This window comes from Massilia sp. ZL223, from assembly GCF_018119395.1.
GTDB lineage: Bacteria > Pseudomonadota > Gammaproteobacteria > Burkholderiales > Burkholderiaceae_D > Telluria.
This window is the reverse complement of record NZ_JAGPWD010000004.1, coordinates 86,784-113,516: the sequence shown is the minus strand read 5'-3', so window position 1 is coordinate 113,516 and position 26,733 is coordinate 86,784. Positions and strand designations below refer to the sequence as shown.

Below are 26,733 nucleotides of genomic sequence, written 5' to 3'. Positions count from 1 at the left end.
GCTAGCACTACATCGGTTTGGCTACCATCAGCCAGAAGATCACCACGAAGGCCAGGAAGGCCGGCACCCCGAGCGTGACCCAGATCCGGAAATAGCGCCAGTACAGCGGCGGCAACTCGCCGCCTGCCCTGGCCGCTTCCGCCGCCATGTCGCGCATGCGGATCTGCAGCCACACCACCGGCAGCCAGCAGGCGCCCGCGATCACGTACAGGGCAAGCGACCACATGATCCACTTGCTGTGCAGCGGATAGCCGGCCAGGTGGATCATGTAGAAGCCCGTGGCGGGCTGGAGGATGGCCGTGGTGGCGGTGAACAGCCAGTCGGCGACGACCACGTACCTGGCGACCACGGCGATGGCGCGCACGTCGCGGCTGACGTTGGCGAACAGCATGTACCAGGCCGAGCCGATGCCGGTGCCGAACAGGAAGGTCGAGGACAGGATGTGCAGCCACTTCACGACGACGTATTCCATCTACTTTTCCTCCAGTTCGTAGAGCAGCCAGATGGCCGCGAGCATGGGCAGGTTCTTGGTCAGCGGCCCATAAGGGTGGAGCAGGAATTCCGGCAGCTTGAAGGCGATGACGACCGTATAAAAACCGATCAGGGCCAGCTGCGCCAGCCACAGCCAGCGCCGCCGTCCCAGGAACAGGATGCCCAGGCCCAGGATCAGGTCGAAGGTGGCGGCGCCGTACAGCATCAGCGGCTGCAGCGCTTCCGGAATGCCGCTGCGCGCCAGCAAGGCATAGCTGTCCTCGACCGGATACAGGCCGTAGGACACGATGGCCGTCAGGATCCACACCGCCGCGATGCTGTATCGCAAGATGGGCAGCAGCCATCCCAGCTTGGCGCGCGTGCGCTCCGCGCCCGGGTTGGTGATGAACTGCGAGACGGGGCGCGGCGGGTGGCCGATCAGGCGCGTGGCCAGCGAAGGATCGCCCGTGTTGCCGCGGTCCAGCATGCTGAGGGCGTCCTCGTCCAGCAGCGCGCCGGGCAGCAGGCGCCCCGCCTTGGCCGCCAGGCGCGCCAGTGGACCGCGAACCGGCAGCACGTGCAGGCGGCCCATGCCCATGGCCTTGCGCAGCGCCGCCAGGTAGTCGGTGAAGGGCATGGCCTGCGGCCCCACCAGCGGCACGCGCATGGCCGTGCCCTGTTCCGGTGGAATCGTCAGGCGATGCCTGAGCAGGCCAGCAATGGCGGCCACCAGGTCGTCGATGTGGATGGGTTGCACCAGCTGGGGAGCGCTGCCGAAACGCAGGGTGAAGGGCATGCTGGCCAGGGTGCGGAAGGCGCGCGCGCTGGCGCCCTCCGGGCCGTAGACCAGCGAGGGCTGGACGATCCAGGCGCGCACGGGAAGCGAGGCCAGGTAGTCGTCCGCCGCCTTCTTGGACAGGTGATAGCGCGTCTGTGCTTCGTGGTCGGCGCCCAGCGCCGACAGCTGGATCACCATCTGCACCTCGTGCGATTCGGCGCAGGCGGCGAACAGGGCGCGCGGGGTTTCCGTATGCAGGCGCTCGAAGGTCTGGCTGCCGCTCTCGCGGAAGATGCCGACCGTGTTGATCACGGCGTCGATGCCCGACAAGCGCGCCAGCCAGGTGGATTGTTCGGTATCGTTGGCGAAGTCAGCATGGATAGTCGTGATGCGCGGATCGCTGTCGCTTTTTGGCTTCCTCATTGCGCACACGACCTGGTGGCCTTCGGCCAGCAGCGCCTGCAGCAGGTGCCGTCCGATGAAACCGCTTGCTCCCGTCAGCAAGATCCGCATCCATGCTTCCTTTCACGTCATCAAAAAGAGGGTCCCATGCAAAACTCGGCATTACAGCGCGCCCTGGTATCCGGCACCGCATCCAGCATTCTCTCGACCGCGGCGCTGGCCCTGATGGGCAAGAAGGAAACCGGCAGCCCGTACGCGCCCACCAACGCGGTCAGCCACTACGTCCACGGCGAGAAAGCGGCACATCGCGACGGCCTGTCGCTGCGCTACACCGTGCCCGGCTACCTGATCCACCACGCCAGCGCCACCTTCTGGTCCTTCGTGTTCGAGCGCTTCGCGGGCACCGTGCTGGACAAGAAGAGCCCGGTCGGCACCATGGCCGCGGCCGCCGCGACCTCGGCCCTGGCCGCCTTCACCGACTACAAGATCACGCCCAAGCCGCTGCACCCGGGCTACGAGAAGCGCCTGTCCAAGCCCTCGCTGGCCGTGGTCTACGGCGGCTTCGCCATCGGACTGGCCGTCGGCGCCATGCTGAGCCGCCGCAGCGAGACCTACAAAGTCTAGAACAGAAGGAAAAAACGTGCCGCCGTATGTCTATGCGTTAATTGTTCACGGCGTGATCGGCGGCATCGACGTGTTCCTCAACCACGAGCTGCTGGCCAGGCTGCCCTCGCGGCCGGAAGCGGCCGGCGAGGAAAGGATGCACAGCGCGCGCGAACTGCTGTTCGCGCTGCTGTTCCTGTCGCTGGCCTGGTGGGAGTGGCACGGTCCCTTCGTGTGGTGGATCGTGGCGCTGCTCGTCCTGGAAGTGCTGGTGTCGGCGCGCGACCTGGTGATCGAGGGCGATGTGCGCGTGCTGCCGGTGACGGAGCGGGTGCTGCACCTGTTCCTGTTCATGAACCTGGGCGCGATGTATGTGCTGACCGGGCAGGCGCTGCTGGCCTGGCGCGGCTTGCCGGCCGGGCTGGCGCCGGTCGATCATGGATGGGGGAGCTGGGTGCTTACTGCGATGGCGCTGGGCGCGCTGGCGTGGGCGGTGAGGGATGGGATGGCGGCCTTGCGGCTGGGGAAACTGAACGCGTCGGCAGTCTAGCCGCCGACGCTGTTTGCGTAGACTGCTGCTTAATTAACGAGCGGCAGCCTTTTTGCCGCGCATGCGCTGCACGATGGTCACCACCAGCAGCACGGCGGCGCCGATCAGCACGCCGGCCAGGGCGTCGACCACGGTCGGGGCGATCGCCGCCAGCACGCCGCCAATGGCGGGCACGCCTTCCACCGAGTGCGCCACGCCTTCCGAGAAGTGGTGCAGCGCCGGCAGCGAGTGGGCGACGATGCCGCCGCCGACCATGAACATGGCCGCGGTGCCGACCACCGACAGGAATTTCATCAGCCTGGGCGCCAGCGCCAGCAGCAGCTTGCCGAGGCCTTGTGCGGCGCTGCTCGCCTTGCGGCTCAGGTAGAGGCCGGCGTCGTCCAGCTTGACGATGCCCGCCACCAGGCCGTACACGCCCACCGTCATCGCCAGCGCGATCGCGACCAGTACCGCCACCTGCTGGCCGAACGGGGCGCCTGCCACGGTGCCCAGGGAAATCACGATGATTTCCGCCGACAGGATGAAGTCGGTGCGGATCGCGCCCTTGATCTTGTCCTTTTCGACCTCGCACAGGTCGACCGCCGGGTCGGACAGGGCCGCCACGTGTTCGGCGTGGTGCTGCTCGTCCTCCGCCTTGCTGTGCAGGTATTTATGCGCCAGCTTCTCGAAGCCTTCGTAGCACAGGAAGGCGCCGCCGATCATCAGGAGCGGTGTGATCAGCCAGGGAACGAAGGCCGAGATGGCCAGCGCCGCCGGCACCAGGATCGCCTTGTTCTTGAGCGAGCCGACGGCGACCGCCCACACCACCGGCAGTTCGCGGTCGGCATTCACGCCGGTCACCTGCTGGGCATTGAGCGCCAGGTCGTCGCCCAGCACGCCGGCTGTCTTCTTGGCGGCGACCTTGCTCATCACCGTTACGTCGTCGAGGACGCTCGCAATGTCGTCCAGTAGTGCCAGCAAACTTCCCCCAGCCATGAGTCACGCTCCCGAAATGTCAAATTCGCATCATATTAACCGACGACAGGGGGCCAGTCGCACGGTTCAGCGCGGCTTTTTGCATTCCAGTCCCGGAAATCTGCATCTCGTCGCTTTTGATGGGCAGCTCGACGCTGGCATACGTATAGTGCGAGCAGTGGGCTGCGGTACTGCAGCCTCGTCCAATGAAGGAGATGCCATGAACACCGATTCGACCCTGCAAGCAGCACCGGTTCGCCGTAGCCGTCCGCCCAAACGCAAGACCCGCATCACGATTTACCTCGACGACGAAGTCCTGAAGGAATTCCGCAACCTGTCCGAGCGCTGCGGCACCGGCTACCAGACCCTGATTAATGCCGCCTTGCGCAACCGTTTGGGTGGTCCGATGGCAGAAACCAGCGCCGCATAAGGCCTCCTTCGGGAGAGCGAGATTACACAGAGCAATATTTATGCTAATCTTCCCGCTCTTTTAAACCCCGGAGGGACCTATGAAAAAAGGCGAACTGATCGCGGAATTCGCGAAGCGCACCGAGATGTCCGGCGCTGCCGCAAACGACGCTGTGAACACCATCATCGAGATCATCACCGAGCGCCTGAAAAAGGGCGACACGGTCGGCATCACCGGCTTCGGCACCTTCTCGGTGACCAAGCGCGCCGCACGCAAGGGCCGCAACCCGGCCACCGGCGAAGTGATCAAGATTGCTGCGTCGAAGACCCCGCGCTTCGCTGCCGGCGCCACCCTGAAGGCCGCCGTCAATCCGAAGAAGAAGTAAGCAGTACCCCACGGCTCGCGCCGCGGCCCCGCTCCATGGCGGCCGCGCGCGCTAGCTGGTTTTCTCCTCCCCGCTGTATCATCTCCCCTTCACTCCGTTTCCCCTTTTCTCCCGCCGCAGCATGAGCTTCGCTACCTGGATCGCCTTCGTCATTGCCGGTACCCTGATCGCCATTTCGCCCGGCTCCGGCGCCGTGCTGTCGATGTCGCACGGCCTCGCCTACGGCCTCAAGAAAGCCAGCGGCACCGTGCTGGGATTGCAGCTGGGCCTGATCCTGGTGCTGATCATCGCCGGCGCCGGCGTGGGCTCCCTGCTGCTGGCTTCCTCGCTGGCCTTCACGGTGGTGAAGGTGGTCGGCGCGCTCTACCTGATCTACCTGGGCATCGCCCAGTGGCGCGCGGCGCCGTCGAGCGGCCCGATGGCCAGCACCGAAGGCCTGGAAGCCCACCCTTCCCTCGGCAAGCGTGTATTGACGGGCTTCCTGACCAATGCCACCAATCCCAAGGGCATCATCTTCATGGTGGCGGTGCTGCCGCAGTTCATCTCGAAAGATGCGCCGCTGCTGACCCAGCTGGCGATCCTCGGTGTGACCATGGTCACCATCGACTCCATCGTGATGCATGGCTACGCCGCCCTGGCGGCCTCGATGCAGCGCTTCCTGCGCGATCCGCGCGCCATGCAGCTGCAGAACCGCGTCTTCGGCGCGGTGCTGATGGTGATCGGCTCGATGCTGTTCTTCGTCAAGCGCGGCGGCCAGCCGGCTTGATGGAGATGGCGCGATTGTGACGCGCGCGGGTTTCTGTCACGATCCAGGTGCAACTTTCTGTAACGCCTGTTGTCCCTGAAACAGCGCCTGCGTTGTAATCAGGTGGACACCTTCCGTCCGCGTTTTCGCTGGAGCCCGCCATGACCATCCGTTTGACCAAGACCGCTGCCGCGCTTGCCCTGGCGGTGTTTTCCACGCTCGCGGTGGCGCAGGACGACCTGCTCGAGACCGAGCCGCCCGGCCGCGTCGGCCGCGTGTCGCTGACCCAGGGCAAGGTCACCATCAATGGCGAGGTCAACGAAGCCGCCAGCGACGCCCTGGTCAACTGGCCGGTCACCTCGCGCAACCTGGTCACCACCGCGCCCGGCGCGCGCACCGAGCTGCGCATCGGCTCGACCTCGGTGCGCCTGGACGGCGACAGCTCCCTCGAAGTGACCGAGCTGGACGACGACAGCCTGCGCCTGCGCCTGCACTACGGCAGCGCCAGCGTGCGCATCGTGAGCGAGGACGTGGCGCCGGAATTCGAACTCACGACGCCGCAGGCGCGCGTCCGGATGAACCGCCCGGGCCGCCTGCGCGTGGACGCCGAGCGCGTGCGCGACACCAGCCTGGTCAGCGTGTTCGACGGCGAGGCCCAGGTCGAAGGCGCCGGCGCCAGCCTGCTGGTGCGTGCCGGCCGCAGCGCCGAGGTGCGCGAGGACGACGTGCGCACCTTGCAGGCGCGCCGCGACGTCTTCGACGACTGGTCGCTCACGCGCGACAGGCAGCAGGACAGCGCGGTCTCCGCGCGCTACGTCACCACCGAGATGACCGGCTACGAAGAGCTGGACCGCTACGGCAGCTGGAGCCAGGATCCGGACTACGGCCACCTGTGGATACCGAGCGTGGCCGCCGGCTGGGTGCCCTACCGCGACGGCCGCTGGACCTGGATCGCGCCCTGGGGCTGGACCTGGGTCGACAACGCGCCCTGGGGCTATGCGCCCTTCCACTACGGCCGCTGGGTGCACGTGAAAAACCGCTGGGCCTGGGCGCCCGGCCGCCACAAGCACCGCCCGGTGTGGGCGCCGGCCCTGGTGGGCTGGGTCGGCGGCGGCGACTGGAACCTGCACTTCCATTCGCGCCGGATGCCGGCCCAGGGCTGGTATCCGCTCGGGCCGCATGACCGCTTCGTGCCGGGCTACCGCCTGTCGGACGAGCGCCTGCGCCGCCTGAATTCGCATGGCTGGCGCACGCGCGACCAGACCGGGCCGGACCGCCGCCCGGATTACCGGCATCGCGGCCTGACCGTGGTGCCGCAGGCCCAGTTCGGCCAGCGCGGCCCGGTCGTGGTGTCGAGCCTGCCGAAGGCGACTACCCCGCCGCTGGTGGCGCCCGGGACTGCCACCGGCGCCCCGCCGCCGCCGCTGGCTGTGCGCGAGCGCACCGGCCTGGACCGGCTCGAGCGTGATCGTTCCGAGCGCCAGCGCTGGGAAGCCGAGCGCGAGGCCCGCGAAAATGGCCGCGAGCGCGAGCGCGAGCGCGAACGCTACGCCCGCGGCCAGCGTCCGCCTGTGCTGTCGACGCATCCGCAGCAGCAATCGACGAGCGCCGCGCCGGTCTCCGGCTTCGCGCAGCAGGGGCGCATCGTCACGCCGGCGCCCGCTCCTCTCCCCGCCCCTGCGCCGCTGGTGGCCCCTGTCCCGCCGGCTGCGCAGCCGCCGGTGACGCAGCGCCAACCGGCGCCGGTCCGCAGCTGGCAGCGCATGGAGCGCGACGACGACGGGCGTGAGAACTGGCGCGAAAGCGGACGTGAGAGCGGACGCGACGAGGCACGCAGCGCTTTCGAGAGCCGTCGCCAGCGTCCGCAGCCGGCTGCGATGCCGGCGCCCATGGTGCAGGCAGCGCCCGCACCGGTCGCGCAAGCTGCGCCCCCGCCTCCGCAGATGGCGCCGCTCCAGGCGGCGGTTCCGCCTCCACGCCCGAGCATGCCGCCACCCCAGGCCGTCGCTCCGCCACCACGTCCGAGCATGCCGCCGCCCCAGGCCGTCGCCCCGCCGCCGCGCGCCATGCCGATGCAGGCCGAGCCGTCCCCGGTGCCCGCAGCGGCCCGCGCCCGTAACGAACAGCGTGGATACACTGACGAAGGGCGCGGACGCCACCAGGACCGTTGAAGCGCAGCCGCGCCTAGCCGGCCTCCCTGCCCGCGCCGTCGTCGAGCAGCATGCAGCCGGCGGTCGTGGTCGCGATCAGTTCGGCGCCGCAGCCTGTCTTCATGCCTTCCAGCGCGGCGCCGATGCCGCCGATGCAGTGCGAGCGGATGCCCTCGACGATGGGGAATTCGCCGCCGCACCGGGGGCAGGAAGTCATGTGGCCGCGCTGGGCGACCGGCCGGCCGTTGACCCGGATGAATTCGTTCCCTTCGAGGACTTCGCCGCCGTGCGAGGTGGGATCGCCCTTGAGGATCAATGCGCGCATCATGATGTCTGGCTCCTTTGGCAAGCTTCCACTCTAGGGTTGCGCATGCGTGGTGGTTTGAGAGCGCGCAAGCGTGCCAGGCCCAGTTTTCCCGTTCATGCCGCGAAAACTGCAGCTCGTCACATCCCGGTCGAGTTGCGGGAACTGTTTCGTTACAGTTGACTCATCGCGGCGGGCTGTCCTCCCGGTCCAAAGCGATGTGTATGTCCCGCTATGTCCCCCAAGGAATGGGAATAGTTCAGGCCGGCAATCAGCCGGCCTTTTTTTTCGTCAATCCAGCACCATCTATGGCTTTGGCTACAATGCCACCTTTAAAAGACAGGACTAGGACCATGGACCCGAAAGAATCCCTCATCGAATACCCGAGCGACTTCCCGATCAAGGTGATGGGCGCGACGCACGCGGATTTCGCCGCGACGATCATCGAGGTCGTGGTCAAGTACGACCCCACTTTCCACGAAGGCAAGCTGCAGAGCCGTCCTTCCGCCAAGGGCAACTACACGGGCCTGACCTGCATCGTGCGCGCCACCAGCCGGGAGATGCTGGACGACGTCTATCGCGCCCTGTCCTCGCACCACATGGTGAAGATGGTTCTCTAAGGATCAGGCTGGAAAAGCGGCCCCGTCGGCGCAGGGAATCGCGCTGGCTTATAATGACGGGGCCGTCCATATTCCCGTTTGATACCTTCATGTCAACGACACGTCCCGCCACGCCGATCATCCGCGAGCTCGGCCGCGCCGAGTACGAACCCACTTTCGCCGCCATGCGCGCCTTCACCGATGCGCGCACGCCGGACACCCAGGACGAGCTGTGGATCGTCGAGCACCCGCCCGTCTTCACCCTGGGCCTGGGCGCCGACCGCGCCCACGTGCTGGCGCCGCACGACGTTCCGGTAGTGCAGACCGACCGCGGCGGCGAAGTGACTTTCCACGGTCCCGGCCAGGTCGTTATCTATTTGCTCATGGATCTGCGCCGCAACAAGCCGGGCGGCAAGCTGTACGCCCGCCAATTTGTTGCGAAAATCGAACAAGCGGTGATTGATGTGCTGGCGGCGTATAATCTTGCGGGTGAACGCGTCGCGGGCGCACCGGGCATCTACATGGCGGACGGTCCGCGCAAGGGCGCCAAGATCGCCGCGCTCGGCCTGAAAGTGCGCGGCAACGGCTGCACCTACCATGGCGTGTCGCTGAACGTGGCCATGGACCTGGCGCCGTTCACGTGGATCAACCCCTGCGGTTATTCCGGCCTGGCCACGGTCGACATGCGCACGATGGGCGTCGAAGCGCCGCTGGCCGACGTCCAGCAGGCTTTGGCGCGCGAACTGGTGCGCCAGCTGGCCACCAGCGACCTCGGCAGCACCGAGCCCGTCACCGAACAAACCAACTGAACGCCCTGAGGGCATACGCCAATGACTTCCGAAATCGATAACGGCAACGCCGCCGCCTCCGCCTACAACGCCAGCGAAAAGCAGAAGGGCGCCAGCAAGACGTCGCGCATCCCGATCAAGATCATTCCGATCGCCGAGACCGAGCGCCTGAAGAAGCCGGACTGGATCCGCGTAAAGGCGGCGACCGCGTCCTCGCGCTTTTACGAGATCAAGGACATCCTGCGCGCCAACAACCTGGTGACGGTGTGCGAGGAAGCCAGCTGCCCGAACATCGGCGAATGCTTCGGCAAGGGCACCGCGACCTTCATGATCATGGGCGACAAGTGCACCCGCCGCTGCCCGTTCTGCGACGTCGGCCACGGCCGTCCGGACCCGCTGGACGTCAACGAGCCGGGCAACCTGGCCAAGACCATCGCCGACCTGCGCCTGTCCTACGTCGTGATCACCTCGGTCGACCGCGACGACCTGCGTGACGGCGGCGCCGGCCACTTCGTCGAGTGCATCACCAAGACCCGCGCGCTGTCGCCGAACACCAAGATCGAAGTGCTTGTGCCGGACTTCCGCGGCCGCCTGGAAAAGGCCCTGAACATCTTCGCCGACGGCCTGCCGGACGTGATGAACCACAACCTGGAAACCGTGCCGCGCCTGTACAAGGAAGCGCGCCCGGGCGCCGACTACAAGCACTCGCTGGTGCTGCTGCGCGACTTCAAGAAGATGTACCCGAGCGCGGTCACCAAGTCGGGCCTGATGGTGGGCCTGGGCGAGACCGACGAAGAGATCCTGGAAGTGATGCGCGACATGCGCGAGCACGACATCGACATGCTGACCATCGGCCAGTACCTGGCGCCGTCGAACTCGCACCTGCCGGTGCGCCGCTACGTGCACCCGGACACCTTCAAGATGTTCGAAGAGAAGGCCTACGAGATGGGCTTCGTGCACGCCGCAGTGGGCGCGATGGTGCGTTCGTCCTACCACGCAGACCAGCAGGCGCACGACGCAGGCGTCGCCGCTTAACCCACCAGCAGCCTCCAACGTCGTCCCCGCGAAGGCGGGGACCCAAGTTTGCCAGCGTTTCGTTAGCGCGGGCAGCACTTGGGTCCCCGCCTTCGCGGGGACGACGTGTTTTTGCGCTAACGGAACAATCATGGCGGTGTGTGAGACCCTTTTTTCCTCCCCGCATCGAAACGCTGCGCCTGCCGCATCCACGCTATAGTTGATAACAAGAAGACATCGTTCAAACGACCATGAGTGAGCACCGAGACCATCCCCCTTCCGACAACACCGAAGACGACGACGCCTACCTGGAGCGCGAGCTCGAGCTGGATCGCCGCGGCATCGAGCTGGTCAAGATGGAAGGCCGCGTCTTCCTGCGATTCTCCGGCGAAGTGCGCTACGAAGGCCTGCGCGTGCCCTACCGCCTGGTGCCGGCGCGCGGTGTGCTGGCCAAGCCGAGCAAGTGGCGCAAGATGGACCTGCTGGCGCGCCGCGAGCTGATCGAGGAACGCACCTCTGAGGACGCCATCGCGCGCCTGCATGCCGAGACCGAGGAATTCGTCCAGGACATCGCCGAGGACGCCGACGAATTCGGCTGGAACCCCATGCTCTTCCTCGACGTGCTCGACGAGCTGGAAACCTCCGAGCCGGCCGAATTCGTGTTCCAGCGCATTTCGCAGCGTCTGACCCATGCGGTCGAACGCGAGCAGGAAGAGCGCCACGCCGCGCGCACCAAGGAAAGCATCAACCTGGCCGAGTATCCGCAGTCCTTCGAGGTGGCCAGCCGCATGCCGCGCAAGTTCATCGCGCTGCTCGGGCCCACCAATTCCGGCAAGACCCACCGCGCGATGGAAGCGCTGGCCAAGGCTTCCAGCGGCGTCTATCTCGCGCCCCTGCGCCTGCTGGCGCTCGAAAACTACGAGCGCCTGCAGGCCGCCCGTCCGCATGGCGAGGAGATCAAGGTCAGCTTGATCACCGGCGAGGAACGCCGCCTGGCGGAAGGCGCGACCCACGTGGCCAGCACGGTCGAGATGCTGGACACCAAGCGCCAGGTCGAAGTCGCCGTGATCGACGAGATCCAGATGCTGGCCGACCGCGACCGCGGCGCCGCCTGGACCACGGCCGTGTGCGGCGCCCCGGCAGCCACCGTCTACCTGGTCGGCGCCCCGGAAGCGCGGCGCGCGATCGAGGCCCTGGCCGAGCGCCTGGAGGTGCCGCTCGAAGTGCACGTCCTCAAGCGCATGGCGCCGCTGGCGATGGAAGATTCGCCTGTGCGCAAGCTGTCCAACCTGCGCCGGGGCGACGCGGTGATCGCCTTCTCGCGGCGCGACGTGCTGATGTGGCGCGACATGATTACCGAGAAGGGCCTGTCGGTGGCGACCGTCTACGGCAACCTGTCGCCGGAGGTGAGGCGGGCCCAGGCCGAACGCTTCCGCGAAGGGCAGGCCGACATCGTGGTCGGCACCGATGCGCTGGCGATGGGCTTGAACATGCCGATCGCGCGCATCGTGATGACCACCGCAGTCAAGTACAACGGCTATGAGGAGGAAGAGATCTCCGCCGCGCTGGCCAAGCAGATCGCCGGCCGGGCAGGGCGCTACGGCGTGCACGAGGAAGGCTTTGTCGCGGGCTACGACGACGAGACGCATTCGGTGATGCGCTCGCTGATGAAGGAAAAGATCCCGCCGGTGCCGGCCACCGGCTTCGCGGTGGCGCCTTCGCTGGAGCAGCTGCACCGGATCTCGTCGGTGACCGGCGAGACCTCGCTGGTGAAGCTGCTCAAGCGCTTCGTGCACAACATCGACGTACCGGACGGCTTCTTCTATCCGCGCATCACCGAGGAGCAGAACGAGCGCGCCGAATGGCTCGATACCTTGCCGCTGTCGGTGGCGGAGAAGTTCATGCTGTCGCTGGTGCCGATTTCGACCAAGGTGCCGATGCTGCAAAGCGCCTGGGAGCACTGGGCGCTGTCGCTGGCCAAGAAAAAGGTGTGCAAGCTGACGCCGCATCCGCAGCAGCTGTTCTACATGAACTTGCAGGAGGTCGAGGATACCTGCCGCATGTACTCGGCGTATGCGTGGCTGGGGTATCGGGAGCCGGAGTTCTTTCCGAGTATCGAGCAGGCGCAGGAGCTGGCGCGCGAGGCGTCGGAGAGGGTGGATTCCTTGTTGCAGCAGCAGAATGCGGCGGCGAGGCAGAGGCGTGGGGAAGGGGGCGGGCGCCGGAGGCGTTAAGATTTCCGGGCTGTTCTGCGAACTTAGGTTCCGGCCTTCGCCGGAACGACGACTCAACCGCTAGTGGTCCGCCTTAAGACCGTCGTTCCGGCGAAAGCCGGAACCCAAGTTTCGAAGAGCAGCCTACAGATTCGAGTGCACCCTCCAGCGTAAACAACCGACACCGTGTACGATCCCGCTTTTGCACTAACGAGCGACACATCGTGACCACCAAGCACACCCCCGAATCCTTCAACCAGTTCGGCTCCGCCTTCTTCCCCGGCCACCTGGGCATCCGCATCCTCGAAGTCAGCCCCGGCAAGGTCGCGGCCGAGATGAAGGTCGAACCCTTCCACCTGGCTCCCAACGGCTACCTGCACGCCGGCAGCGTCGTGACCCTGGCCGATACCTGCGCCGGCTACGGCTGCATCAGCAACCTCCCGGAAGGCGCCCAGAGCTTCACCACCATCGAACTGAAATCGAACCACCTCGGCACCGCGCGCGAAGGATTGATCACGTGCGTCGCCACGGCCGTTCATTGCGGCCGCACGACCCAGGTATGGGATGCGACGGTCACCGACCAGGCCAGCGGCAAGACCATCGCCCTGTTCCGCTGCACCCAGATGCTGCTGTATCCGAAGGCTTAACCAGCCAGTTCTTTTTGCAGCAGCGCCTGCAGCTGCGAAAAATCCGGCTCGCCGACATAGCGCTTGATGATCCGCCCCTGCTTGTCGATCACGAAGGTGGTCGGTGTCAGGCTGACGTCGCCGAACTGTTTGGCGATGTCGCCGGCGGAGTCGATCGCCACCTTGAACGGCAGCTTGCGCGTCTCGGTGAAGTTCAGCACGTAGTTGGGCGGGTCGTACTGCATCGCCACGGCGACGAACTCCAGCCCCTGTCCCTTGAACTTGTTGTAGGTCTCGACCATCGCCGGCATCTCCTTGACGCAGGTGACGCAGGACGTGGCCCAGAAGTTCACCATCACCACCTTGCCGCGCAGCGAAGCGGTCGAGATCTTCTCGCCATCGATGCCGATGAAGGTGACGTCGGGCGCCGGCGTGCTGCTGCTGAAGGAGGCATAGCCGACGCCGGCCAGCGCGAGCACCACCGCGGCGATGGCGGCGGGCTTGACCCAGGAACGGGAAGAGGTAGGAGCGGTCATGGTCGATGCGGATAAAAAAACGGCAGGACCATTATAGTCCTGCCGATGTTTCAGGTTTCGCTCATTGCAGCTTATTGGGCCGGCTGGGCGTTCTTGTCCAGGAGCTTGACGTCTTCTTCGCTGATGTACTCGAAGACCTTCACGACCCGGTTCACGCCCGACACGCCCTTGGCGACGTCGGCGGCGATATTGCCTTCGCGCGGGGTGACGAGACCCTGCAGGTAGACCACGCCGCGCTCGGTCGTGACCTTGAACGAGTTCGCCGACACGGTCTTCATGTCGACCAGGCTGGCCTTGACCTTGGTGGTGATCAGCGCGTCGTTGGAACGCGAGGTGTAGCTCGACGGGCCGGCGATTTCCAGCTCGTTGATCACCGAGACCACGTTGGCGATGGCGCGCACTTCGCGCTCGACCGCCTGCTTCATCGCTTCGTCGCGCACTTCGCCGGTCAGCAGGACGCGGCGGTTGTAGCTGGTGACGTTGACGTGGCCGTTCTCGCCGGTGATCTGCGGCATCTTGAGCTCGGCCTTGACCGTGATCGATTTGTCTTCGGTCTGCATGCCCAGGGTGCGGCGGTCCAGCGAGGCCATCACGCCGGTGGCGGCGCCGCCCGCGACCAGGGCGACACAGCCCTGCAGCGAAGCCAGCAGGGCGGAACCCAGGACAACTTTGGTCAACAGCACGGCCATGGGCCGGCGCGCATTACGCATTCTCATCTCCTCCGAACAGCGCGACGTCGATACCGTCGCAAATACAGTGAATGGCAAGCAGGTGCACTTCCTGGATGCGCGCGGTGCGGGCATGCTGGACATTGATGTGCACGTCGGCGTCGGTCAGCAGTTTGCCGAGCGCGCCACCGTCCTTGCCGGTGAAGGCTACGATGCGCATTTCGCGCTCCAGCGCCGCCTCGACCGCCGCCAGCACGTTGGCCGAGTTGCCCGAGGTCGAAATCGCCAGCAGCACGTCGCCCGCCTGGCCGAAGGCCTGCACCTGCTTCGAGAAGATCTCCTTGAAGCTGTAGTCGTTGCCCACCGCCGTCATGATCGAGGTATCGGTGGTCAGTGCGATCGCCGGCAGCGGGAAGCGCTCGCGCTCGAAGCGCCCGACGAGTTCGGCAGCAAAGTGCTGGCAGTCGGCGGCGGAACCGCCGTTGCCGCATGCCAGGATCTTGTTGCCGTTGGACAGAGCGGAGAACATCAGTTCGACCGCCTGCGAAATGGATGGGGACAGGGCCGCGGCCGACTTCATCTTCAGGTCGGCGCTCTCCTGGAAGTGAGCGAGGATGCGTTGAGTGTTCATAGCCGACGATTATAGTGCAGTGGCAAGCACGGGCGGGCAATGATGGTAAAAATTGCTTACATTTCAATGACTCAGTTGATCACGTCCTTCAGCCAGGAAATCCGCTCGCCGTCGATGGCAATCACGTCGAAACGGCAGGGTGGAGTGACGGGAAAACGCAACAGGTAGACCTGGGCGGCCCGGGTCAGGCGGCGGATCTTGGCGGGAGTGATGCTGGCGGCGGCCCCGCCGTGCCCGGCGCCGCTGCGCTGGCGCACCTCGACGAATACCAGGGAAGCGCCGTCGCGCATGATCAGGTCGATTTCGCCGGCCTTGCAGCGGAAGTTCTGCTCGACCGGCGTCAGCTTGTGGCGCTTGAGGTAGGCGAGGGCGGCCTGTTCCCAGTCCTGGCCCTGGGCCTGCCGTAATGACAGGCGCCCGAGCCACATGTCAGCGCCCGAAAGCCGCTTGTTCGAACACGCCGCCGTCGCGATAGACGACGCCGGTTTCATCACGGCGGAAGCTTGGCGTGGCGCCGCCCATGTCGATCTTCAGGCGGCCGGTCACGCCGTCGACCTCGAACACGCTGCCCGGGCGCAGGGCCAGCTCGCGCGCGATGCGGAAGGCGTCGATGCCGAGCGCGTACAGACGCTGGGTGTCGACACCCTCGTTGCCGCTCCAGCGCGGATAGACGCTGACCGAAGGATGATCGGGCTGCACGGCCCAGGGCAGGTCGAGGATGCGCACGCCGGCCAGCTCCGGCGCGGCGGCGCCGGGATCGCGGCCCGGGTTGACCGAGGCGGTGCCGTAGGTCGGCAGCGAGGTGCCGAGCGCGCTGCGCACCTGGCGCAGCTGCACCGCGTCGAGCGCCGCATAGACCAGCTGCGGCGGCTCGGCCTGCAGGCGTGCGCGCAGGTCGGCCAATGCATTGCCGTCGACATAGCCGTCGGCGATCGGCAGTTCGGCCACCGCATGCGTGTTGCCCAGCTGCGACCAGCGCGCGGCGAAGGCGCCGGACAGGCGCTGCTGCCAGGCGGCCGGGCCGGTGACGATCAGGGCGCGGCCGCCCGGCTGTTCGGCGGCGGCCCAGTCGGCGACCTGGCGCGCTTCGTCTTCCAGCGACAGGCCGATGACCAGCATCTGGCGCGGCAGCGGGCCGCCGGTTTGCGGGTGATTGAGGGCAATCGTTGGTTTGCGGAGGCTGCCGCTGGACGCCAGCGCGGCCACGGCGGAACGGGCCAGGGGGCCGACCACGATGTCGTTCTGGTCGGCGGCGCGCGCGTAGGCGTCGAGCGTGGCCTGGGTGGAGTCGCCGGTGGGCACCACGTTGACCGTGACGCCCGCGCGGTCGCGTTCCCAGGCGGCCATGAAGCCGGCGCGCAGCGCTTCGGCCGGCTGCGCCAGGGCTTGCGATTCGAGCGGCAGCAGCAGCGCGATGCGTGCGCCGGGACCGCCGGCCAGCGGCGCGGCCGCTGTGCCGTCGGCGCGCGGCGGCAGTTCGACCGGACTGGTGCGCGTGCCCGCGTCGGCAGGGGGCGGCGGGGTATAGCTTGGTTCGACAGGCGGCGCACTTGTCACCGGCGCCCTGGGCGCGCACAATCCGCCCGGCACGCCGCAGCCGGTATCGGGCGGCAAGGGTGTGCTGCCGCAGGCGGTGAGCAAACCTGCTACGCTCATGGCGCCAAGGGCAGTGATCGCGGCGCGCAGGCCCTTGAAATTATTCTTCTTCAGCATCGGAACCTCTTTTTATGGCAGAACAGCAGACCATCGACATCGCCCGGCTTCCCGTCATGGGCGAGGCGGCCCAGCAGTCCTATCCTACCGCAACGCTGTATGTCGTGGCTACACCGATCGGCAACGTCACCGACATCACGCTGCGCGCCTTGCACCTGCTGGCGCTGGCCGACGTCGTAGCCTGTGAAGACACGCGCAAGACGGGGGCCTTGCTGCAGCGCTTCGGCCTGAACAAGCAGACCATCGCCGCGCACCAGCACAACGAGCGCGAGGTGGCGGACAAGATCGTCGAACGCCTGCAGGCGGGCCAGCGCGTGGCCCTGGTTTCCGATGCGGGCACGCCGGCCGTGTCCGACCCAGGCGCGCGCATCGTCGATGCGGTGCGCAACGCCGGGCTGAACGTGGTGCCGCTGCCGGGGCCGTCGGCGGCGATTACCGCGCTGTCCGCGAGCGGGCTGGTGAACGACCGCTTCCACTTCGTCGGCTTCCTGCCGGCCAAGTCCAGGCAGCGCGAGGCGGCCCTGGCGCCCCTGGTGCGCGAGGCCTCGACCCTGGTGTTCTACGAGGCGCCGCACCGGATCGTCGATTGCGTCGAAGCCCTGATGGAGGCCTTCGAGCCGACGCGCCAGGTGGTGTTCGCGCGCGAGCTGTCCAAGCTGTTCGAGGAAGTGCACCGCTGCGCGCTGAGCGAGGCGCTGGCCTGGGTGAAGGCCGACCAGCACCGCGAGCGCGGCGAGTTCGTCGTGCTGGTGGAAGGCGCGGTGGCCGAGACCGACGAACAGGATGCGGAAGCGGAGCGCATCCTGCAGATCCTGCTCACCGAGTGCAGCGTGAAGCAGGCGGCGAACCTGGCGGCGCAGATCACGGGGCGCAAGAAGAACGCCTTGTACGAGCGCGCTTTGCAGATCAAGGGCGAGTAGGAAGAAACGCGGCGTTCACCACTTACAGCCGCTGTTTTTCTTGTCCATCATCAGGTACAGCGGCGCCAGCAGGCCTCCCGGGATGCCGTCCTTGCAATTCGGGCGCTTGGCCTTGCTGATGGCGCGTGCCAGCTTCGATTCCGTCTGTAGCGGTTCTTCCGGAAATTGCGCCAGCGCTGTTCCCTCCTTGCCGGGATCGCGCAGATGCGCGTTCTCGCGTGCAATCCGGCGCGCGGCTTCCATGTCGAATTTGGGGGCGTCCTCGGGCGGCGTTTCCGGCTGCTGGACGATGAAGGGGGCCTCTGCTTCTTTTTTTGGCGTTTTTGGCACGGCGATGATTTTTTTCCGGGGCGCGGTGCGCGCGGGCCGGGAAGCGGCCGGTGTTTGCGGCGGCGCCAGGCGTTGCGGCGGTTCCGGCGGAGGGGGAGGGCGGATCGTGACGGCGATCGGCGCCGGTTCGGCGAGGGCAAACACAGGCGCCGCAGGTCCCAGGCCGCGGTAGCCGAGCACGAACAGCAGGTGCACGGTCAGCGACACGGCGATACCGAAGAACAGCCGCCGGTTGGCGTAGGATGCTGTGAAAGTCACTGTATGGTCACCTCGCGGTCACCTCATCTGTGTCGAAGAATGCGACATTTCGGGGTATTTTGCCGCGAAACCTTGACCAGGTCACGCCGACGGGCTATTATCTGTCTTCTCGGAGTGTAGCGCAGCCCGGTAGCGCATCTGGTTTGGGACCAGAGGGTCCAAGGTTCGAATCCTTGTACTCCGACCAAGATTCAAAGAAAAGGCCGACAGCGAAAGTTGTCGGCCTTTTTCTTTTTCGCGGCTGCGCGAAAAAACTTGGATCCCGGCCGGGATCCAAGTTTGCGTGCGTACCGGGAACTCAACCGGCGCGTTTCGCCGCCAGCGCATTCCCCGCCCGGCTCACACTTTTGCGCCCCAGCTTCTCGGAAATGAACAAGCCCGCATCGACGATCTGATCCAGGTCCACGCCCGTCTCGATCCCGAGCCCCTGCATCAGGTACAGCACATCCTCGGTCGCCACATTCCCCGTCGCGCCCTTGGCGTACGGGCAACCGCCCAGCCCCGCCACCGACGAGTGGAAGATCGCCACGCCCACTTCCATCGCCGCGTAGATGTTGGCCAGCGCCTGCCCGTAAGTATCGTGGAAATGCCCCGACAGCTTCTCGATCGGGAATTCCTGCGCCGCGCGCAGCATCACCGCCTGGGTCTTGCGGGCCGTCGACACGCCGATGGTGTCGGCAATATCGATCTCGTCGCAGCCCAGGTCGCGCATGCGCGCCACCACGTCGCCCACCGCATCCAGCGGCACCTCGCCCTGGTAGGGGCAGCCGAAGGCCGTGCTGATCGACCCGCGCAGGCGCAGGCCATGGTCCTTGGCGGCCTTGGCCACCGGCTCGAAGCGCTTGATCGACTCGGCGATCGAGCAATTGATGTTCTTCTGCGAGAAGGCTTCCGAGGCCGCGCCGAACACCACTACTTCGTCCGCCTTGCCGGCCAGCGCCAGCTCGAAGCCCTGCATGTTCGGCACCAGGGCCGAATAGATCACGCCGGGCAGGCGCTCGATGCGCGCCATGACCTCGGCACTGGTGGCCATCTGCGGCACCCACTTGGGCGACACGAAGGCCGCCGCCTCCACGTTGGCGAAGCCGGCGCGCGCCAGGCGCTCGACCAGTTCCACCTTGATATCGACCGACAGCGCCTCTTTCTCGTTCTGCAGGCCATCGCGCGGCCCCACTTCGACAATCTTGACCTTCTTCGGCAGGCCGGGTTGTTGAATCATTTCAGTATCCTAAAGTGCGGTCGACCACGTCGCCGACCGGTTGGCCGTTCTCCAGCGCCGCGATCTTCTCGGCGATCTGGTGGACAGCGTCAGGGCGCACGGTGAGCGCCGAAATATGCGGGGTGATGCTGATGCGCGGCTCGTTCCAGAACGGATGCGGCGCCGGCAGCGGCTCGTGGCGGAACACGTCCAGCGTGGCGCCGGCGATGTGCCCGGAACGGATCAAGGTCATCAGGTCCGGCTCGGCGATGATGGCGCCGCGCGAGACGTTGATCAGGTAGGCGCCCGGCTGCAGCTTGCCCAGGTTGTGGCGGTCGAGCAGGTTGGCCGTCTCCGCCGTCAGCGGCAGCAGGCAGACCAGCACCCGGGTGCCGCGCAGGAAGGGCTCGAGCTGCTCCATGCCGGCATAGGTCTCGACGCCGGGAATGCTTTTGGGCGTGCGGCTCCAGCCCAGCACCGGAAAGCCGAAATGGCGCATCGCCTCGACCACCGGCATGCCGAGCCTGCCCAGGCCCATGACGCCGATCGGGAAGTCTTCCTTGGCGATCTGCGGCAGCGGATGCCAGGCGCCGTGCCTGGCCTGCTGCTCGTATTCGTCGAAGCGGCGGAAGTAGCGCAGCACCGCGTGCGCCACATACTCGGCCATCTGCACGCCCATGCCGGCGTCGCCCAGGCGCACCAGGGGCACCTGGGGCAGGGCTTCGCCGAACTTGAGCAGGGCGTCGACGCCGGCGCCCATCAGGAAGATCGCCTTGAGCTGGGACTGCAGGGAAAGCTGCTCCAGCAGGGCCGGGGCAGGGTTCCACAGGATTACATAGTCGCAGGGGGCGAGGACTTCGCCCTCCTTCCAGGCCACCGTTTCGGCCTGCGGCATGATGCTTGCGAATTCGCGCACCCACGGCTCGATGACGCCGTCACCCCGGTACAGCAGTATGCGCATGTCTCCCCCTTGTTATTTTTAGGGTTGTGTTACGCCGCCTTGAATGCCAACAGCGGCGCGCCATCCGCCACCTGGTCGCCGACCTGGTACAGCACTTCTTCCACCAGGCCGTCGCTCGGCGCGGAAATCGTGTGCTCCATCTTCATCGCTTCCATGATCACGAGCGGCTCGCCCTTCTTCACTTCCTGGCCGGACGAGGCCATCACCGCAACCACCTTGCCCGGCATCGGGGCAGTCAGGCGTCCGCCCGCGGCTTCCTGCTCGCCGGCGTGCGCCATCGGGTCATTGTACGACAGGGTGTAATGGCGGCCACCGGTAAATACGTGGAACAGCTCGCCGCTGACGTTGCTATCCCTGCGCACGCAGCCGTGCAGCGAGGTCTCGCCCACGCGCAGCGACAGCTCGGCGCCGTCCTGGGCGACCAGTTCCACACGCTGGCGCTGGCCGTCGAGGTCGATTTCCCAGCCGTCGTGGCGGTAGGTCAGGCCCACCTGGTAGCTGCCGCCTTCGTCCGCCAGCGACAGCACGCGGCGGTAGTCGCCGTTCATGCGCCAGCCGCGCGCCTGGGACCACGGATCGGCCGGGTTGGCAGCGCCGCGTACCGTTTCGCCCAGGGACAGCGACAGGGCGGCCAGGGCCAGCGCGCCCAGCGGGGCGGCCGACGGCGCCGGGAACAGGGCCGCGCCATGGCGGTCGATCAGGCCGGTGTCCAGGTCGGCGGTCGAGAAGGCTTCGCCTTCGACCAGGCGCTTGAGGAAGGCGATGTTGGTGGCCAGGCCGACGATGCGGAACTCGGCCAGGGCTTGCGACAGGCGCGCCAGGGCCTGGGTGCGGTCCGCGCCCCAGACGATCAGCTTGGCGATCATCGGGTCATAGAAGGGCGAGATCGCATCGCCTTCGCGCACGCCCGAATCGACGCGCACGGCGGCAGGGTTGGCGCCGTCCGCGCCCAGCTCGAACTCGACGGCGCGCGGGGTGTCCATGTGGCGCAGGGTGCCGATCGACGGCAGGAAACCCTTTTCAGGGTTCTCGGCGTAGACGCGCGCCTCGATCGCATGGCCGTGGATCGCCAGCTCGCTCTGCTTCTTCGGCAGCGGCTGGCCTGCGGCCACGCGCAGCTGCCATTCGACCAGGTCGGTGCCGGTGATCATTTCGGTGACCGGGTGCTCCACCTGCAGGCGGGTGTTCATCTCCATGAAATAGAAGGAGCCGTCCTGGTTGGCGATGAACTCCACCGTGCCGGCGCCCACGTAGCCCACGGCGCGCGCGGCGTTGACGGCCGCTTCGCCCATGGCGGCGCGGCGGTCCTGGGTCATGCCCGGGGCCGGCGCCTCTTCCAGCACCTTCTGGTGGCGGCGCTGCACCGAGCAGTCGCGTTCGTGCAGGTAGACGCAGTTGCCGAGGGTGTCGGCGAACACCTGGATCTCGATGTGGCGCGGGCGGATCAGGTATTTCTCCACCAGCACCTTGTCGTCGCCGAAGGAGCTGATCGCTTCGCGCTTGCACGAGGCCAGCGCGGCTTCGAAGTCTTCCGAACGCTCGACCACGCGCATGCCCTTGCCGCCGCCGCCGGCGCTGGCCTTGAGCAGCACTGGGTAGCCGATGCGGTCGGCCTGTTGGCGGAGAAACGCCGGCTCCTGGTTGTCGCCGTGGTAGCCCGGCACCAGCGGCACGCGGGCAGCCTCCATCAGCTGCTTGGCGGCCGACTTGGAACCCATCGCGCGCATCGAGGAACCCGGCGGGCCGATGAACACCAGTCCTGCCGCCTGCACCGCTTCCGCGAACTCGGCGTTCTCGGACAGGAAGCCGTAGCCCGGGTGGATCGCCTGGGCGCCGGTGGCCTTGGCCACCTCGATGATCTTCTGGCCGCGCAGGTAGCTGTCCTTGGCGGCGGCAGGGCCGATCAGGACCGCCTCATCGCAGACCGCCACGTGCTTGGCGCCGGCGTCGGCTTCCGAATACACGGCCACGGTGCGGATGCCCATGCGGCGCGCGGTGGCGGCGACTCGGCAGGCGATTTCGCCACGGTTGGCGATGAGGATCTTGGTGAACATGCGTCTAGGTCTTTCGCTTATGGTTGTTCGGAGGAAGAGTGCGCGGCCATGTCTCCCGGCCGCGCAAGAGATGCATCAGCAGCCGCAGGCTTCCTTCTGCACCGAGTCCAGCGTGGCCGCGCGGGTCTTGAGGCCGAGCTTTTCCAGCAGGACGCGGTCGTCGTCCGCTTCCGGGTTGCCGGTGGTGAGCAGCTTGTCGCCGTAGAAGATCGAGTTGGCGCCGGCCATGAAGCACATCGCCTGCACGGCTTCGCCCAGTTCGCGGCGGCCGGCCGACAGGCGCACCCGCGCCTGCGGCATGGTGATGCGCGCCACCGCGATGGTGCGCACGAATTCGATCGGATCGAGCTTGTCGACGCCGTGCAGCGGCGTGCCTTCCACCTGCACCAGGTGGTTGACCGGCACCGATTCCGGATACGGGTTCAGGTTGGCCAGCTGGGCGATCAGGCCGGCGCGCTGCTCGCGCGTCTCGCCCATGCCCACGATGCCGCCGCAGCAGACCTTCAGGCCGGCGTTGCGCACGCGGCCCAGGGTGTCCAGGCGGTCCTGGTATTCGCGGGTCGAGATGACGTTGTTGTAGAAGTCAGGCGCGGTGTCGATGTTGTGGTTGTAGTAGTCCAGGCCGGCGTTCTTCAGCTGTTCCGCCTGGCCTTCTTCCAGCATGCCCAGGGTGGCGCAGGTTTCCAGGCCCAGGGCCTTCACTTCGCGCACCATGTTCTCGACCTTTTCCATGTCGCGCTCTTTCGGGCTGCGCCATGCCGCGCCCATGCAGAAGCGGGTAGCGCCGCTGGCCTTGGCCTGGCGCGCCGCGTCCAGCACGGTGTCGATGTCGAGGATCTTCTTGGCTTCCACGCCGGTGTCGTAGCGCGCCGCCTGCGGGCAGTAGCCGCAGTCTTCTTCGCAGCCGCCGGTCTTGATCGACAGCAGGGTGGCCAGCTCGACGTCGCCGTCCGGGAAGTTGGCGCGGTGCACGGTCTGGGCGCGGTGCATCAGTTCCGGGAACGGCAGCTCGAACAGCGCCAGCACATCGGCCAGCGGCCACGTGGCGTCGGGACGTTCTTTGATCGCGGCGGTCGGGCGGTGCAGGGCGACGGTGTTAGTTTGGGACATGGGAATTCCTTTTAGATCTGGACCCGCGAGGACGGCCAGCCCGGCAGTCCCGCGAGGTCAATGTAGTCGGCCGCGGCGGCGGCCGTGGGGTGTTCAAGACGCGGCACATGGCCCAGCAGCGGCGCCGGGATGCGCTGTGCCAGCGCGTCGATATTCTCTTGCATGAAGCGCATGTCGGCGTCCGCCGTGTTGGCGACCCAGCCGGCCAGCACCAGGCCACGCGCCACGATGGCTTCCACAGTCAGCAGCGCGTGGCTGATGCAGCCCAGCCGCAGGCCCACCACCAGGATCACCGGCAGGTTGAGCTGGGCGGCCAGGTCGGCGCTGTCGAAGTCGTCGTTGAAGGGCACGCGGAAACCGCCCACGCCCTCGACCACCACAGCATCGGAGGCGGCCTGGATCTCGGCATAGGCGGCGATGATCGGCACCGGGTCGATGCTCACGCCTTCGAGCGCGGCGGCGATGTGCGGGGCGGCCGGCTCGCGCAGCATGAAAGGCGTCGTGATCGACGAGGGCAGATGCACGTTGCCGGCGGCCGCCAGCATGTCGGCGTCCTCGTTGTGCAGCTCTCCGCCGATCATGTCGGCGCCGGCGGCGATCGGTTTCATGCCGCAGGCGCGGCGGCCGCTCTGCACCAGCTTGTGCAGGATCGCGGCGGAGACCAGGGTCTTGCCGATCTCGGTATCGGTGCCGGTGACGAAGCAGCAGAAGCGCGGCGGCTTGATGTCGGCGGCGCGCGGCTCGGGCAGCGGCTCCAGCGCCGGCTCCAGCATGCGCGGCGGCGCGGTGACCACCGGCGGCGGGGCCACTGGCTGTTCGGGTTCGTTCAGGTTTTTCATGTCGCGGCTCTTTCCAGTTCGTTGAGCGCGCGCGCCAGCCGCGCGACCTCGTCGTGGCCGTGGGCCGCGCTCAGGGTCACGCGCAGGCGCGCGGTGCCCGGGGCCACGGTCGGCGGGCGGATCGCGGGCACCCACAGGCCCTGCTCGTGCAGGGCGCTCGATGCACGCAGCGCGTCGTCGTTGCTGCCGATGATGACCGGCTGGATCGCCGTGTTCGACGGCGCCAGCTGCCAGTGCTTGAGACGCAGCGCGTCGCGCAGGTGCGCCACCAGGGCAGCCAGCTGAGCGCGCCGATCCGCGCCCTCGGGTCCGCCTATGATATCAAGGCTGGCGAGCAGGGCGTGGGCAAGGGCCGGGGGCGCGGCGGTCGTGTAGATGTAGGGACGGGCGCGCTGGACCATGAATTCGATCACGCTGCTGTGCGCCGCGACGAAGGCGCCGCCGACGCCGGCCGCCTTGCCCAGGGTGCCCATGTAGACCAGGTTGGGCGAGCGCAGCCCGAAGTGCTCGAGCGCCCCGCGGCCTTGTTCGCCCAGCACGCCAAAACCGTGGGCGTCGTCGATCACCAGCCAGGCGCCATGGCGCTCGCATACCTCGAGCAATTGCGGCAGCGGCGCCAGGTTGCCGTCCATGCTGAACACGCTGTCGGTAACCACGATCCTGGTGCTGACGCTGCAGGCCTGCAGCTGGCGCTCGAGCGCTTCCACGTCGCCGTGCGGATAGACGCTGACGCCGGCTTTGGCCAGGCGCGCGCCGTCGATCAGGGAGGCGTGGTTGAGCGCTTCCGAGAAGATCATGGCGTCGGCATCCGCCCCCAGCGCGGTCAGGATCGCCAGGTTGGCCATGTAGCCGGTGCACAGGTAGAGCGCGCGCGGCTGCACCAGCCAGGGCGTCATCCAGTCGGCCAGGCGTTCTTCCAGCAGCGCGTGGGCGCGGCTATGGCCGCTGACCAGGTGCGAGGCGCCGCTGCCGGCGCCGTACAGGCTGGCGCCTTCCCGCAATGCTTCGATGACCGCAGGGTGCGCCGCCAGGCCCAGGTAGTCGTTGCTGCAGAAGGCCAGCATGGCGCGGCCGTCCACGATCTGGTTCGGCGCGCAGGCGCTGTCGGCCACGCGCAGGCGGCGCACCAGGCTTTGCTCGGCCAGCTGGCCGAGCTTGCGGTCGATGTTCGCGATCAGGTTCATGGCGCGATCACGGATTCGAACACCTTCTGCGTGCGCGCGGCCAGGCCGGCGACTTCCTCGTCGTCCAGCACATAGGGCGGCATCAGGTAGACGGTGCGGCCGATGGGGCGCAGCAGCAGCTCGTTTTCCACGGCGGTGGAGAAGAAGCGGCGCGAGAAGGTCGAAGCGCGCCGGGTATCCGGTTCCACCGCGTCGAACGCGAAGATCATGCCGCGCTGGCGGAAGTGGCGCGCGCGTTCGTGCTCGGCCAGCGGGGCGAGCGCGATGGTGAGCTTGGTCGCCAGTTCGCGGTTGCGCGCCAGCACATCGTCGTCGCGGAAGATGTCGAGCGTGGCCAGGGCAGCGCGGCAGGCCAGCGGATTGCCGGTGTAGGAGTGCGAGTGCAGGAAGCCGCGCGTGATGTCTTCGCTGTAGAAGGCCTGGTAGATCTCGTCCTTGGTGAGCACCAGCGAGAGCGGCAGGTAGCCGCCGCTGATGCCTTTCGACAGGCACAGGAAGTCCGGCCAGATCGCCGCCTGCTCGCAGGCGAAGAAGGTGCCGGTGCGCCCGCAGCCGACCGCGATCTCGTCGGCGATCAGGTGCACGTGGTGCTGGTCGCACAGCTCGCGCAGCAGTTCCAGGTAGAGCGGGTCGTACATCGCCATGCCGGTCGCGCACTGCACCAGCGGCTCGACGATGATGGCGGCGATCTTGCCGGCGCGTTCCTCGAACAGCTTTTTGACTTCCTCGATGGCGCGGCGCGCCACGTCCTGGCTCGATTCGCCTTCGTTCGCATTGCGCGCATCCGGCGCCGGCACCACGTGGGAAGCGCGCAGCAGCGGCCCGTAGGCGTCCTTGAACAGCGGCACGTCGGTGACGGCCAGGGCGCCGATGGTCTCGCCGTGGTAGCTGCCCTGCAGGCAGACGAATTCCTGCTTGGCCGGGTAGCCCGCGTTGCGCCAGGCGTGGAAGCTCATCTTCATCGCGATCTCGACCGCGGATGCGCCGTCCGAGGCGTAGAAAGCGTGGCCCAGCGCGTAATTGGTCAGCTCGGCCAGGCGTTCCGACAGCTCGATCACCGGCTCGTGGGTGAAGCCAGCGAGCATGGCGTGTTCCAGGCGGTCGAGCTGGTCCTTCAGGGCCGCGTTGATGCGCGGGTTGGCATGGCCGAAGAGGTTGACCCACCAGGAGCTGATGGCGTCCAGGTAGCGGCGGCCTTCATGGTCGTACAGCCATGGGCCCTTGCCGTGGCTGACCGCGATCAGCGGCACCTCCTCGTGGTGCTGCATTTGCGTGCAGGGATGCCAGACGCTGCGCAGGCTGCGTGCGATCCAGTCGGAGGAGGTGTGCTGCTTCACGAT

At 67.0% G+C, this 26,733-nt stretch carries 29 protein-coding genes and 1 tRNA gene; 13 read left to right on the top strand and 17 right to left on the bottom strand.

Going from position 1 to position 26,733, the window contains the following annotated elements:
* Positions 1-7: 7 nt before the first annotated feature.
* Complete coding sequence (locus KBW95_RS04465) at positions 8-472, bottom strand: DUF2269 domain-containing protein (protein ID WP_211527591.1); 465 nt, start codon at positions 470-472, stop codon at positions 8-10.
* A complete protein-coding gene (locus tag KBW95_RS04460) occupies positions 473-1,762 on the bottom strand; it encodes an SDR family oxidoreductase (RefSeq protein WP_211527590.1) in 1,290 nt (429 codons plus the stop codon).
* A gap of 36 nt (positions 1,763-1,798) precedes the next feature.
* Here KBW95_RS04460 and KBW95_RS04455 point away from each other — a divergent pair, with 36 nt between their 5' ends.
* Together KBW95_RS04455 and KBW95_RS04450 are read left to right on the top strand one after the other, a co-directional pair.
* Positions 1,799-2,275 (top strand): hypothetical protein, encoded by a 477-nt coding sequence (locus KBW95_RS04455; protein ID WP_211522977.1) that lies wholly within the window; start codon positions 1,799-1,801, stop codon positions 2,273-2,275.
* 16 nt (positions 2,276-2,291) lie between these two features.
* Positions 2,292-2,804 (top strand): hypothetical protein, encoded by a 513-nt coding sequence (locus KBW95_RS04450; protein ID WP_211527589.1) that lies wholly within the window; start codon positions 2,292-2,294, stop codon positions 2,802-2,804.
* A gap of 33 nt (positions 2,805-2,837) precedes the next feature.
* On the opposite strand, the gene KBW95_RS04445 is transcribed toward KBW95_RS04450, so the two are convergent.
* Entirely contained in the window at positions 2,838-3,779 is a 942-nt protein-coding gene (locus tag KBW95_RS04445) for a DUF808 domain-containing protein (RefSeq protein WP_211527588.1), read from the bottom strand.
* A 199-nt stretch (positions 3,780-3,978) separates the two neighbouring features.
* Here KBW95_RS04445 and KBW95_RS04440 point away from each other — a divergent pair, with 199 nt between their 5' ends.
* From KBW95_RS04440 to KBW95_RS04425, 4 genes are all read left to right on the top strand, one after another.
* A complete protein-coding gene (locus KBW95_RS04440; RefSeq protein ID WP_211522974.1) occupies positions 3,979-4,188 on the top strand; it encodes a BrnA antitoxin family protein in 210 nt (69 codons plus the stop codon).
* Positions 4,189-4,267: 79 nt separating this feature from the next.
* Positions 4,268-4,552 carry an HU family DNA-binding protein gene (locus tag KBW95_RS04435; RefSeq protein WP_211522973.1) on the top strand — a complete coding sequence of 95 codons (285 nt, stop codon included), beginning with the start codon at positions 4,268-4,270 and terminating at the stop codon, positions 4,550-4,552.
* A 121-nt stretch (positions 4,553-4,673) separates the two neighbouring features.
* A complete protein-coding gene (locus KBW95_RS04430) occupies positions 4,674-5,318 on the top strand; it encodes a LysE family transporter (RefSeq protein ID WP_211527587.1) in 645 nt (214 codons plus the stop codon).
* 140 nt (positions 5,319-5,458) lie between these two features.
* Positions 5,459-7,468, top strand: a complete 2,010-nt coding sequence (locus tag KBW95_RS04425) for a DUF6600 domain-containing protein (protein ID WP_211527586.1) — start codon at positions 5,459-5,461, stop codon at positions 7,466-7,468.
* 13 nt (positions 7,469-7,481) lie between these two features.
* Here the strand turns inward: KBW95_RS04425 and KBW95_RS04420 are convergent, their stop codons facing one another.
* A complete protein-coding gene (locus tag KBW95_RS04420) occupies positions 7,482-7,775 on the bottom strand; it encodes a PAAR domain-containing protein (protein ID WP_229429545.1) in 294 nt (97 codons plus the stop codon).
* 329 nt (positions 7,776-8,104) lie between these two features.
* Between KBW95_RS04420 and KBW95_RS04415 the strand changes: the two genes are divergently transcribed.
* The 5 genes from KBW95_RS04415 to KBW95_RS04395 all read left to right on the top strand — a co-directional run bounded on the left by KBW95_RS04415 (position 8,105) and on the right by KBW95_RS04395 (position 13,012).
* Complete coding sequence (locus KBW95_RS04415; RefSeq protein ID WP_211527585.1) at positions 8,105-8,371, top strand: DUF493 family protein; 267 nt, start codon at positions 8,105-8,107, stop codon at positions 8,369-8,371.
* Positions 8,372-8,460: 89 nt separating this feature from the next.
* A complete protein-coding gene (lipB, locus tag KBW95_RS04410; protein WP_211527584.1) occupies positions 8,461-9,159 on the top strand; it encodes a lipoyl(octanoyl) transferase LipB in 699 nt (232 codons plus the stop codon).
* Between the two features lie 21 nt (positions 9,160-9,180).
* A complete protein-coding gene (lipA, locus tag KBW95_RS04405) occupies positions 9,181-10,173 on the top strand; it encodes a lipoyl synthase (protein WP_211522968.1) in 993 nt (330 codons plus the stop codon).
* Between the two features lie 230 nt (positions 10,174-10,403).
* The gene (locus KBW95_RS04400; RefSeq protein WP_211527583.1) at positions 10,404-12,386 is read left to right on the top strand and encodes a helicase-related protein; all 1,983 of its coding nucleotides are present in this window, start codon (positions 10,404-10,406) and stop codon (positions 12,384-12,386) included.
* A 200-nt stretch (positions 12,387-12,586) separates the two neighbouring features.
* Positions 12,587-13,012, top strand: a complete 426-nt coding sequence (locus tag KBW95_RS04395; protein ID WP_211523098.1) for a PaaI family thioesterase — start codon at positions 12,587-12,589, stop codon at positions 13,010-13,012.
* Here the strand turns inward: KBW95_RS04395 and KBW95_RS04390 are convergent.
* From KBW95_RS04390 to KBW95_RS04370, 5 genes are all read right to left on the bottom strand, one after another.
* Entirely contained in the window at positions 13,009-13,527 is a 519-nt protein-coding gene (locus KBW95_RS04390; RefSeq protein WP_211522966.1) for a peroxiredoxin, read from the bottom strand. The genes KBW95_RS04395 and KBW95_RS04390 overlap by 4 nt on opposite strands.
* A gap of 71 nt (positions 13,528-13,598) precedes the next feature.
* Positions 13,599-14,237 (bottom strand): BON domain-containing protein, encoded by a 639-nt coding sequence (locus KBW95_RS04385; protein ID WP_229429544.1) that lies wholly within the window; start codon positions 14,235-14,237, stop codon positions 13,599-13,601.
* Positions 14,230-14,826, bottom strand: a complete 597-nt coding sequence (locus KBW95_RS04380; RefSeq protein WP_211522965.1) for a phosphoheptose isomerase — start codon at positions 14,824-14,826, stop codon at positions 14,230-14,232. Before KBW95_RS04380 ends, KBW95_RS04385 begins: the two co-directional genes overlap by 8 nt.
* Before the next feature lie 71 nt (positions 14,827-14,897).
* Positions 14,898-15,254: a YraN family protein gene (locus KBW95_RS04375; RefSeq protein ID WP_211522964.1), complete on the bottom strand. Its 357-nt coding sequence runs from the start codon at positions 15,252-15,254 to the stop codon at positions 14,898-14,900.
* Between the two features lies 1 nt (position 15,255).
* Positions 15,256-16,539: a penicillin-binding protein activator gene (locus KBW95_RS04370; RefSeq protein ID WP_211527582.1), complete on the bottom strand. Its 1,284-nt coding sequence runs from the start codon at positions 16,537-16,539 to the stop codon at positions 15,256-15,258.
* Positions 16,540-16,553: 14 nt separating this feature from the next.
* On the opposite strand from KBW95_RS04370, the gene rsmI reads away from it, so the two are divergent.
* The gene (rsmI, locus tag KBW95_RS04365) at positions 16,554-17,459 is read left to right on the top strand and encodes a 16S rRNA (cytidine(1402)-2'-O)-methyltransferase (protein WP_211527581.1); all 906 of its coding nucleotides are present in this window, start codon (positions 16,554-16,556) and stop codon (positions 17,457-17,459) included.
* A gap of 15 nt (positions 17,460-17,474) precedes the next feature.
* On the opposite strand, the gene KBW95_RS04360 is transcribed toward rsmI, so the two are convergent.
* On the bottom strand, positions 17,475-17,996 hold the full coding sequence (locus KBW95_RS04360; protein ID WP_211527580.1) for a hypothetical protein: 522 nt from the start codon (positions 17,994-17,996) through the stop codon (positions 17,475-17,477).
* Between the two features lie 161 nt (positions 17,997-18,157).
* Between KBW95_RS04360 and KBW95_RS04355 the strand changes: the two genes are divergently transcribed.
* Positions 18,158-18,234, top strand: a tRNA-Pro gene (locus tag KBW95_RS04355).
* Between the two features lie 111 nt (positions 18,235-18,345).
* Here the strand turns inward: KBW95_RS04355 and KBW95_RS04350 are convergent.
* The 7 genes from KBW95_RS04350 to bioA all read right to left on the bottom strand — a co-directional run bounded on the left by KBW95_RS04350 (position 18,346) and on the right by bioA (position 26,730).
* On the bottom strand, positions 18,346-19,266 hold the full coding sequence (locus KBW95_RS04350; RefSeq protein ID WP_211527579.1) for a hydroxymethylglutaryl-CoA lyase: 921 nt from the start codon (positions 19,264-19,266) through the stop codon (positions 18,346-18,348).
* A 1-nt stretch (position 19,267) separates the two neighbouring features.
* Positions 19,268-20,206, bottom strand: a complete 939-nt coding sequence (locus KBW95_RS04345; protein ID WP_211527578.1) for a glyoxylate/hydroxypyruvate reductase A — start codon at positions 20,204-20,206, stop codon at positions 19,268-19,270.
* Positions 20,207-20,235: 29 nt separating this feature from the next.
* Entirely contained in the window at positions 20,236-22,260 is a 2,025-nt protein-coding gene (locus KBW95_RS04340; RefSeq protein WP_211527577.1) for an acetyl/propionyl/methylcrotonyl-CoA carboxylase subunit alpha, read from the bottom strand.
* Between the two features lie 75 nt (positions 22,261-22,335).
* Positions 22,336-23,370: a biotin synthase BioB gene (gene bioB, locus KBW95_RS04335; RefSeq protein ID WP_211522957.1), complete on the bottom strand. Its 1,035-nt coding sequence runs from the start codon at positions 23,368-23,370 to the stop codon at positions 22,336-22,338.
* Positions 23,371-23,381: 11 nt separating this feature from the next.
* The gene (bioD, locus tag KBW95_RS04330; protein ID WP_211527576.1) at positions 23,382-24,209 is read right to left on the bottom strand and encodes a dethiobiotin synthase; all 828 of its coding nucleotides are present in this window, start codon (positions 24,207-24,209) and stop codon (positions 23,382-23,384) included.
* Positions 24,206-25,393 carry an 8-amino-7-oxononanoate synthase gene (bioF, locus tag KBW95_RS04325; protein ID WP_211527575.1) on the bottom strand — a complete coding sequence of 396 codons (1,188 nt, stop codon included), beginning with the start codon at positions 25,391-25,393 and terminating at the stop codon, positions 24,206-24,208. The genes bioD and bioF overlap by 4 nt, the downstream gene beginning before the upstream one ends.
* Entirely contained in the window at positions 25,390-26,730 is a 1,341-nt protein-coding gene (gene bioA / locus KBW95_RS04320; RefSeq protein ID WP_211527574.1) for an adenosylmethionine--8-amino-7-oxononanoate transaminase, read from the bottom strand. The genes bioF and bioA overlap by 4 nt, the downstream gene beginning before the upstream one ends.
* Positions 26,731-26,733: the final 3 nt, after the last annotated feature.

Bases quoted from the DNA above. Each gene is read 5' to 3' on its own strand.
- KBW95_RS04465 (WP_211527591.1), bottom strand. From the start codon at position 472: ATGGAATACGTCGTCGTGAAGTGGCTGCACATCCTGTCCTCGACCTTC.
- KBW95_RS04460 (WP_211527590.1), bottom strand. From the start codon at position 1,762: ATGCGGATCTTGCTGACGGGAGCAAGCGGTTTCATCGGACGGCACCTG.
- KBW95_RS04455 (WP_211522977.1), top strand. From the start codon at position 1,799: ATGCAAAACTCGGCATTACAGCGCGCCCTGGTATCCGGCACCGCATCC.
- KBW95_RS04445 (WP_211527588.1), bottom strand. From the start codon at position 3,779: ATGGCTGGGGGAAGTTTGCTGGCACTACTGGACGACATTGCGAGCGTC.
- KBW95_RS04440 (WP_211522974.1), top strand. From the start codon at position 3,979: ATGAACACCGATTCGACCCTGCAAGCAGCACCGGTTCGCCGTAGCCGT.
- KBW95_RS04435 (WP_211522973.1), top strand. From the start codon at position 4,268: ATGAAAAAAGGCGAACTGATCGCGGAATTCGCGAAGCGCACCGAGATG.
- KBW95_RS04430 (WP_211527587.1), top strand. From the start codon at position 4,674: ATGAGCTTCGCTACCTGGATCGCCTTCGTCATTGCCGGTACCCTGATC.
- KBW95_RS04425 (WP_211527586.1), top strand. From the start codon at position 5,459: ATGACCATCCGTTTGACCAAGACCGCTGCCGCGCTTGCCCTGGCGGTG.
- KBW95_RS04420 (WP_229429545.1), bottom strand. From the start codon at position 7,775: ATGATGCGCGCATTGATCCTCAAGGGCGATCCCACCTCGCACGGCGGC.
- KBW95_RS04415 (WP_211527585.1), top strand. From the start codon at position 8,105: ATGGACCCGAAAGAATCCCTCATCGAATACCCGAGCGACTTCCCGATC.
- lipB (WP_211527584.1), top strand. From the start codon at position 8,461: ATGTCAACGACACGTCCCGCCACGCCGATCATCCGCGAGCTCGGCCGC.
- lipA (WP_211522968.1), top strand. From the start codon at position 9,181: ATGACTTCCGAAATCGATAACGGCAACGCCGCCGCCTCCGCCTACAAC.
- KBW95_RS04400 (WP_211527583.1), top strand. From the start codon at position 10,404: ATGAGTGAGCACCGAGACCATCCCCCTTCCGACAACACCGAAGACGAC.
- KBW95_RS04390 (WP_211522966.1), bottom strand. From the start codon at position 13,527: ATGACCGCTCCTACCTCTTCCCGTTCCTGGGTCAAGCCCGCCGCCATC.
- KBW95_RS04385 (WP_229429544.1), bottom strand. From the start codon at position 14,237: ATGCGTAATGCGCGCCGGCCCATGGCCGTGCTGTTGACCAAAGTTGTC.
- KBW95_RS04380 (WP_211522965.1), bottom strand. From the start codon at position 14,826: ATGAACACTCAACGCATCCTCGCTCACTTCCAGGAGAGCGCCGACCTG.
- KBW95_RS04375 (WP_211522964.1), bottom strand. From the start codon at position 15,254: ATGTGGCTCGGGCGCCTGTCATTACGGCAGGCCCAGGGCCAGGACTGG.
- KBW95_RS04370 (WP_211527582.1), bottom strand. From the start codon at position 16,539: ATGCTGAAGAAGAATAATTTCAAGGGCCTGCGCGCCGCGATCACTGCC.
- rsmI (WP_211527581.1), top strand. From the start codon at position 16,554: ATGGCAGAACAGCAGACCATCGACATCGCCCGGCTTCCCGTCATGGGC.
- KBW95_RS04350 (WP_211527579.1), bottom strand. From the start codon at position 19,266: ATGATTCAACAACCCGGCCTGCCGAAGAAGGTCAAGATTGTCGAAGTG.
- KBW95_RS04345 (WP_211527578.1), bottom strand. From the start codon at position 20,206: ATGCGCATACTGCTGTACCGGGGTGACGGCGTCATCGAGCCGTGGGTG.
- KBW95_RS04340 (WP_211527577.1), bottom strand. From the start codon at position 22,260: ATGTTCACCAAGATCCTCATCGCCAACCGTGGCGAAATCGCCTGCCGA.
- bioB (WP_211522957.1), bottom strand. From the start codon at position 23,370: ATGTCCCAAACTAACACCGTCGCCCTGCACCGCCCGACCGCCGCGATC.
- bioD (WP_211527576.1), bottom strand. From the start codon at position 24,209: ATGAAAAACCTGAACGAACCCGAACAGCCAGTGGCCCCGCCGCCGGTG.
- bioF (WP_211527575.1), bottom strand. From the start codon at position 25,393: ATGAACCTGATCGCGAACATCGACCGCAAGCTCGGCCAGCTGGCCGAG.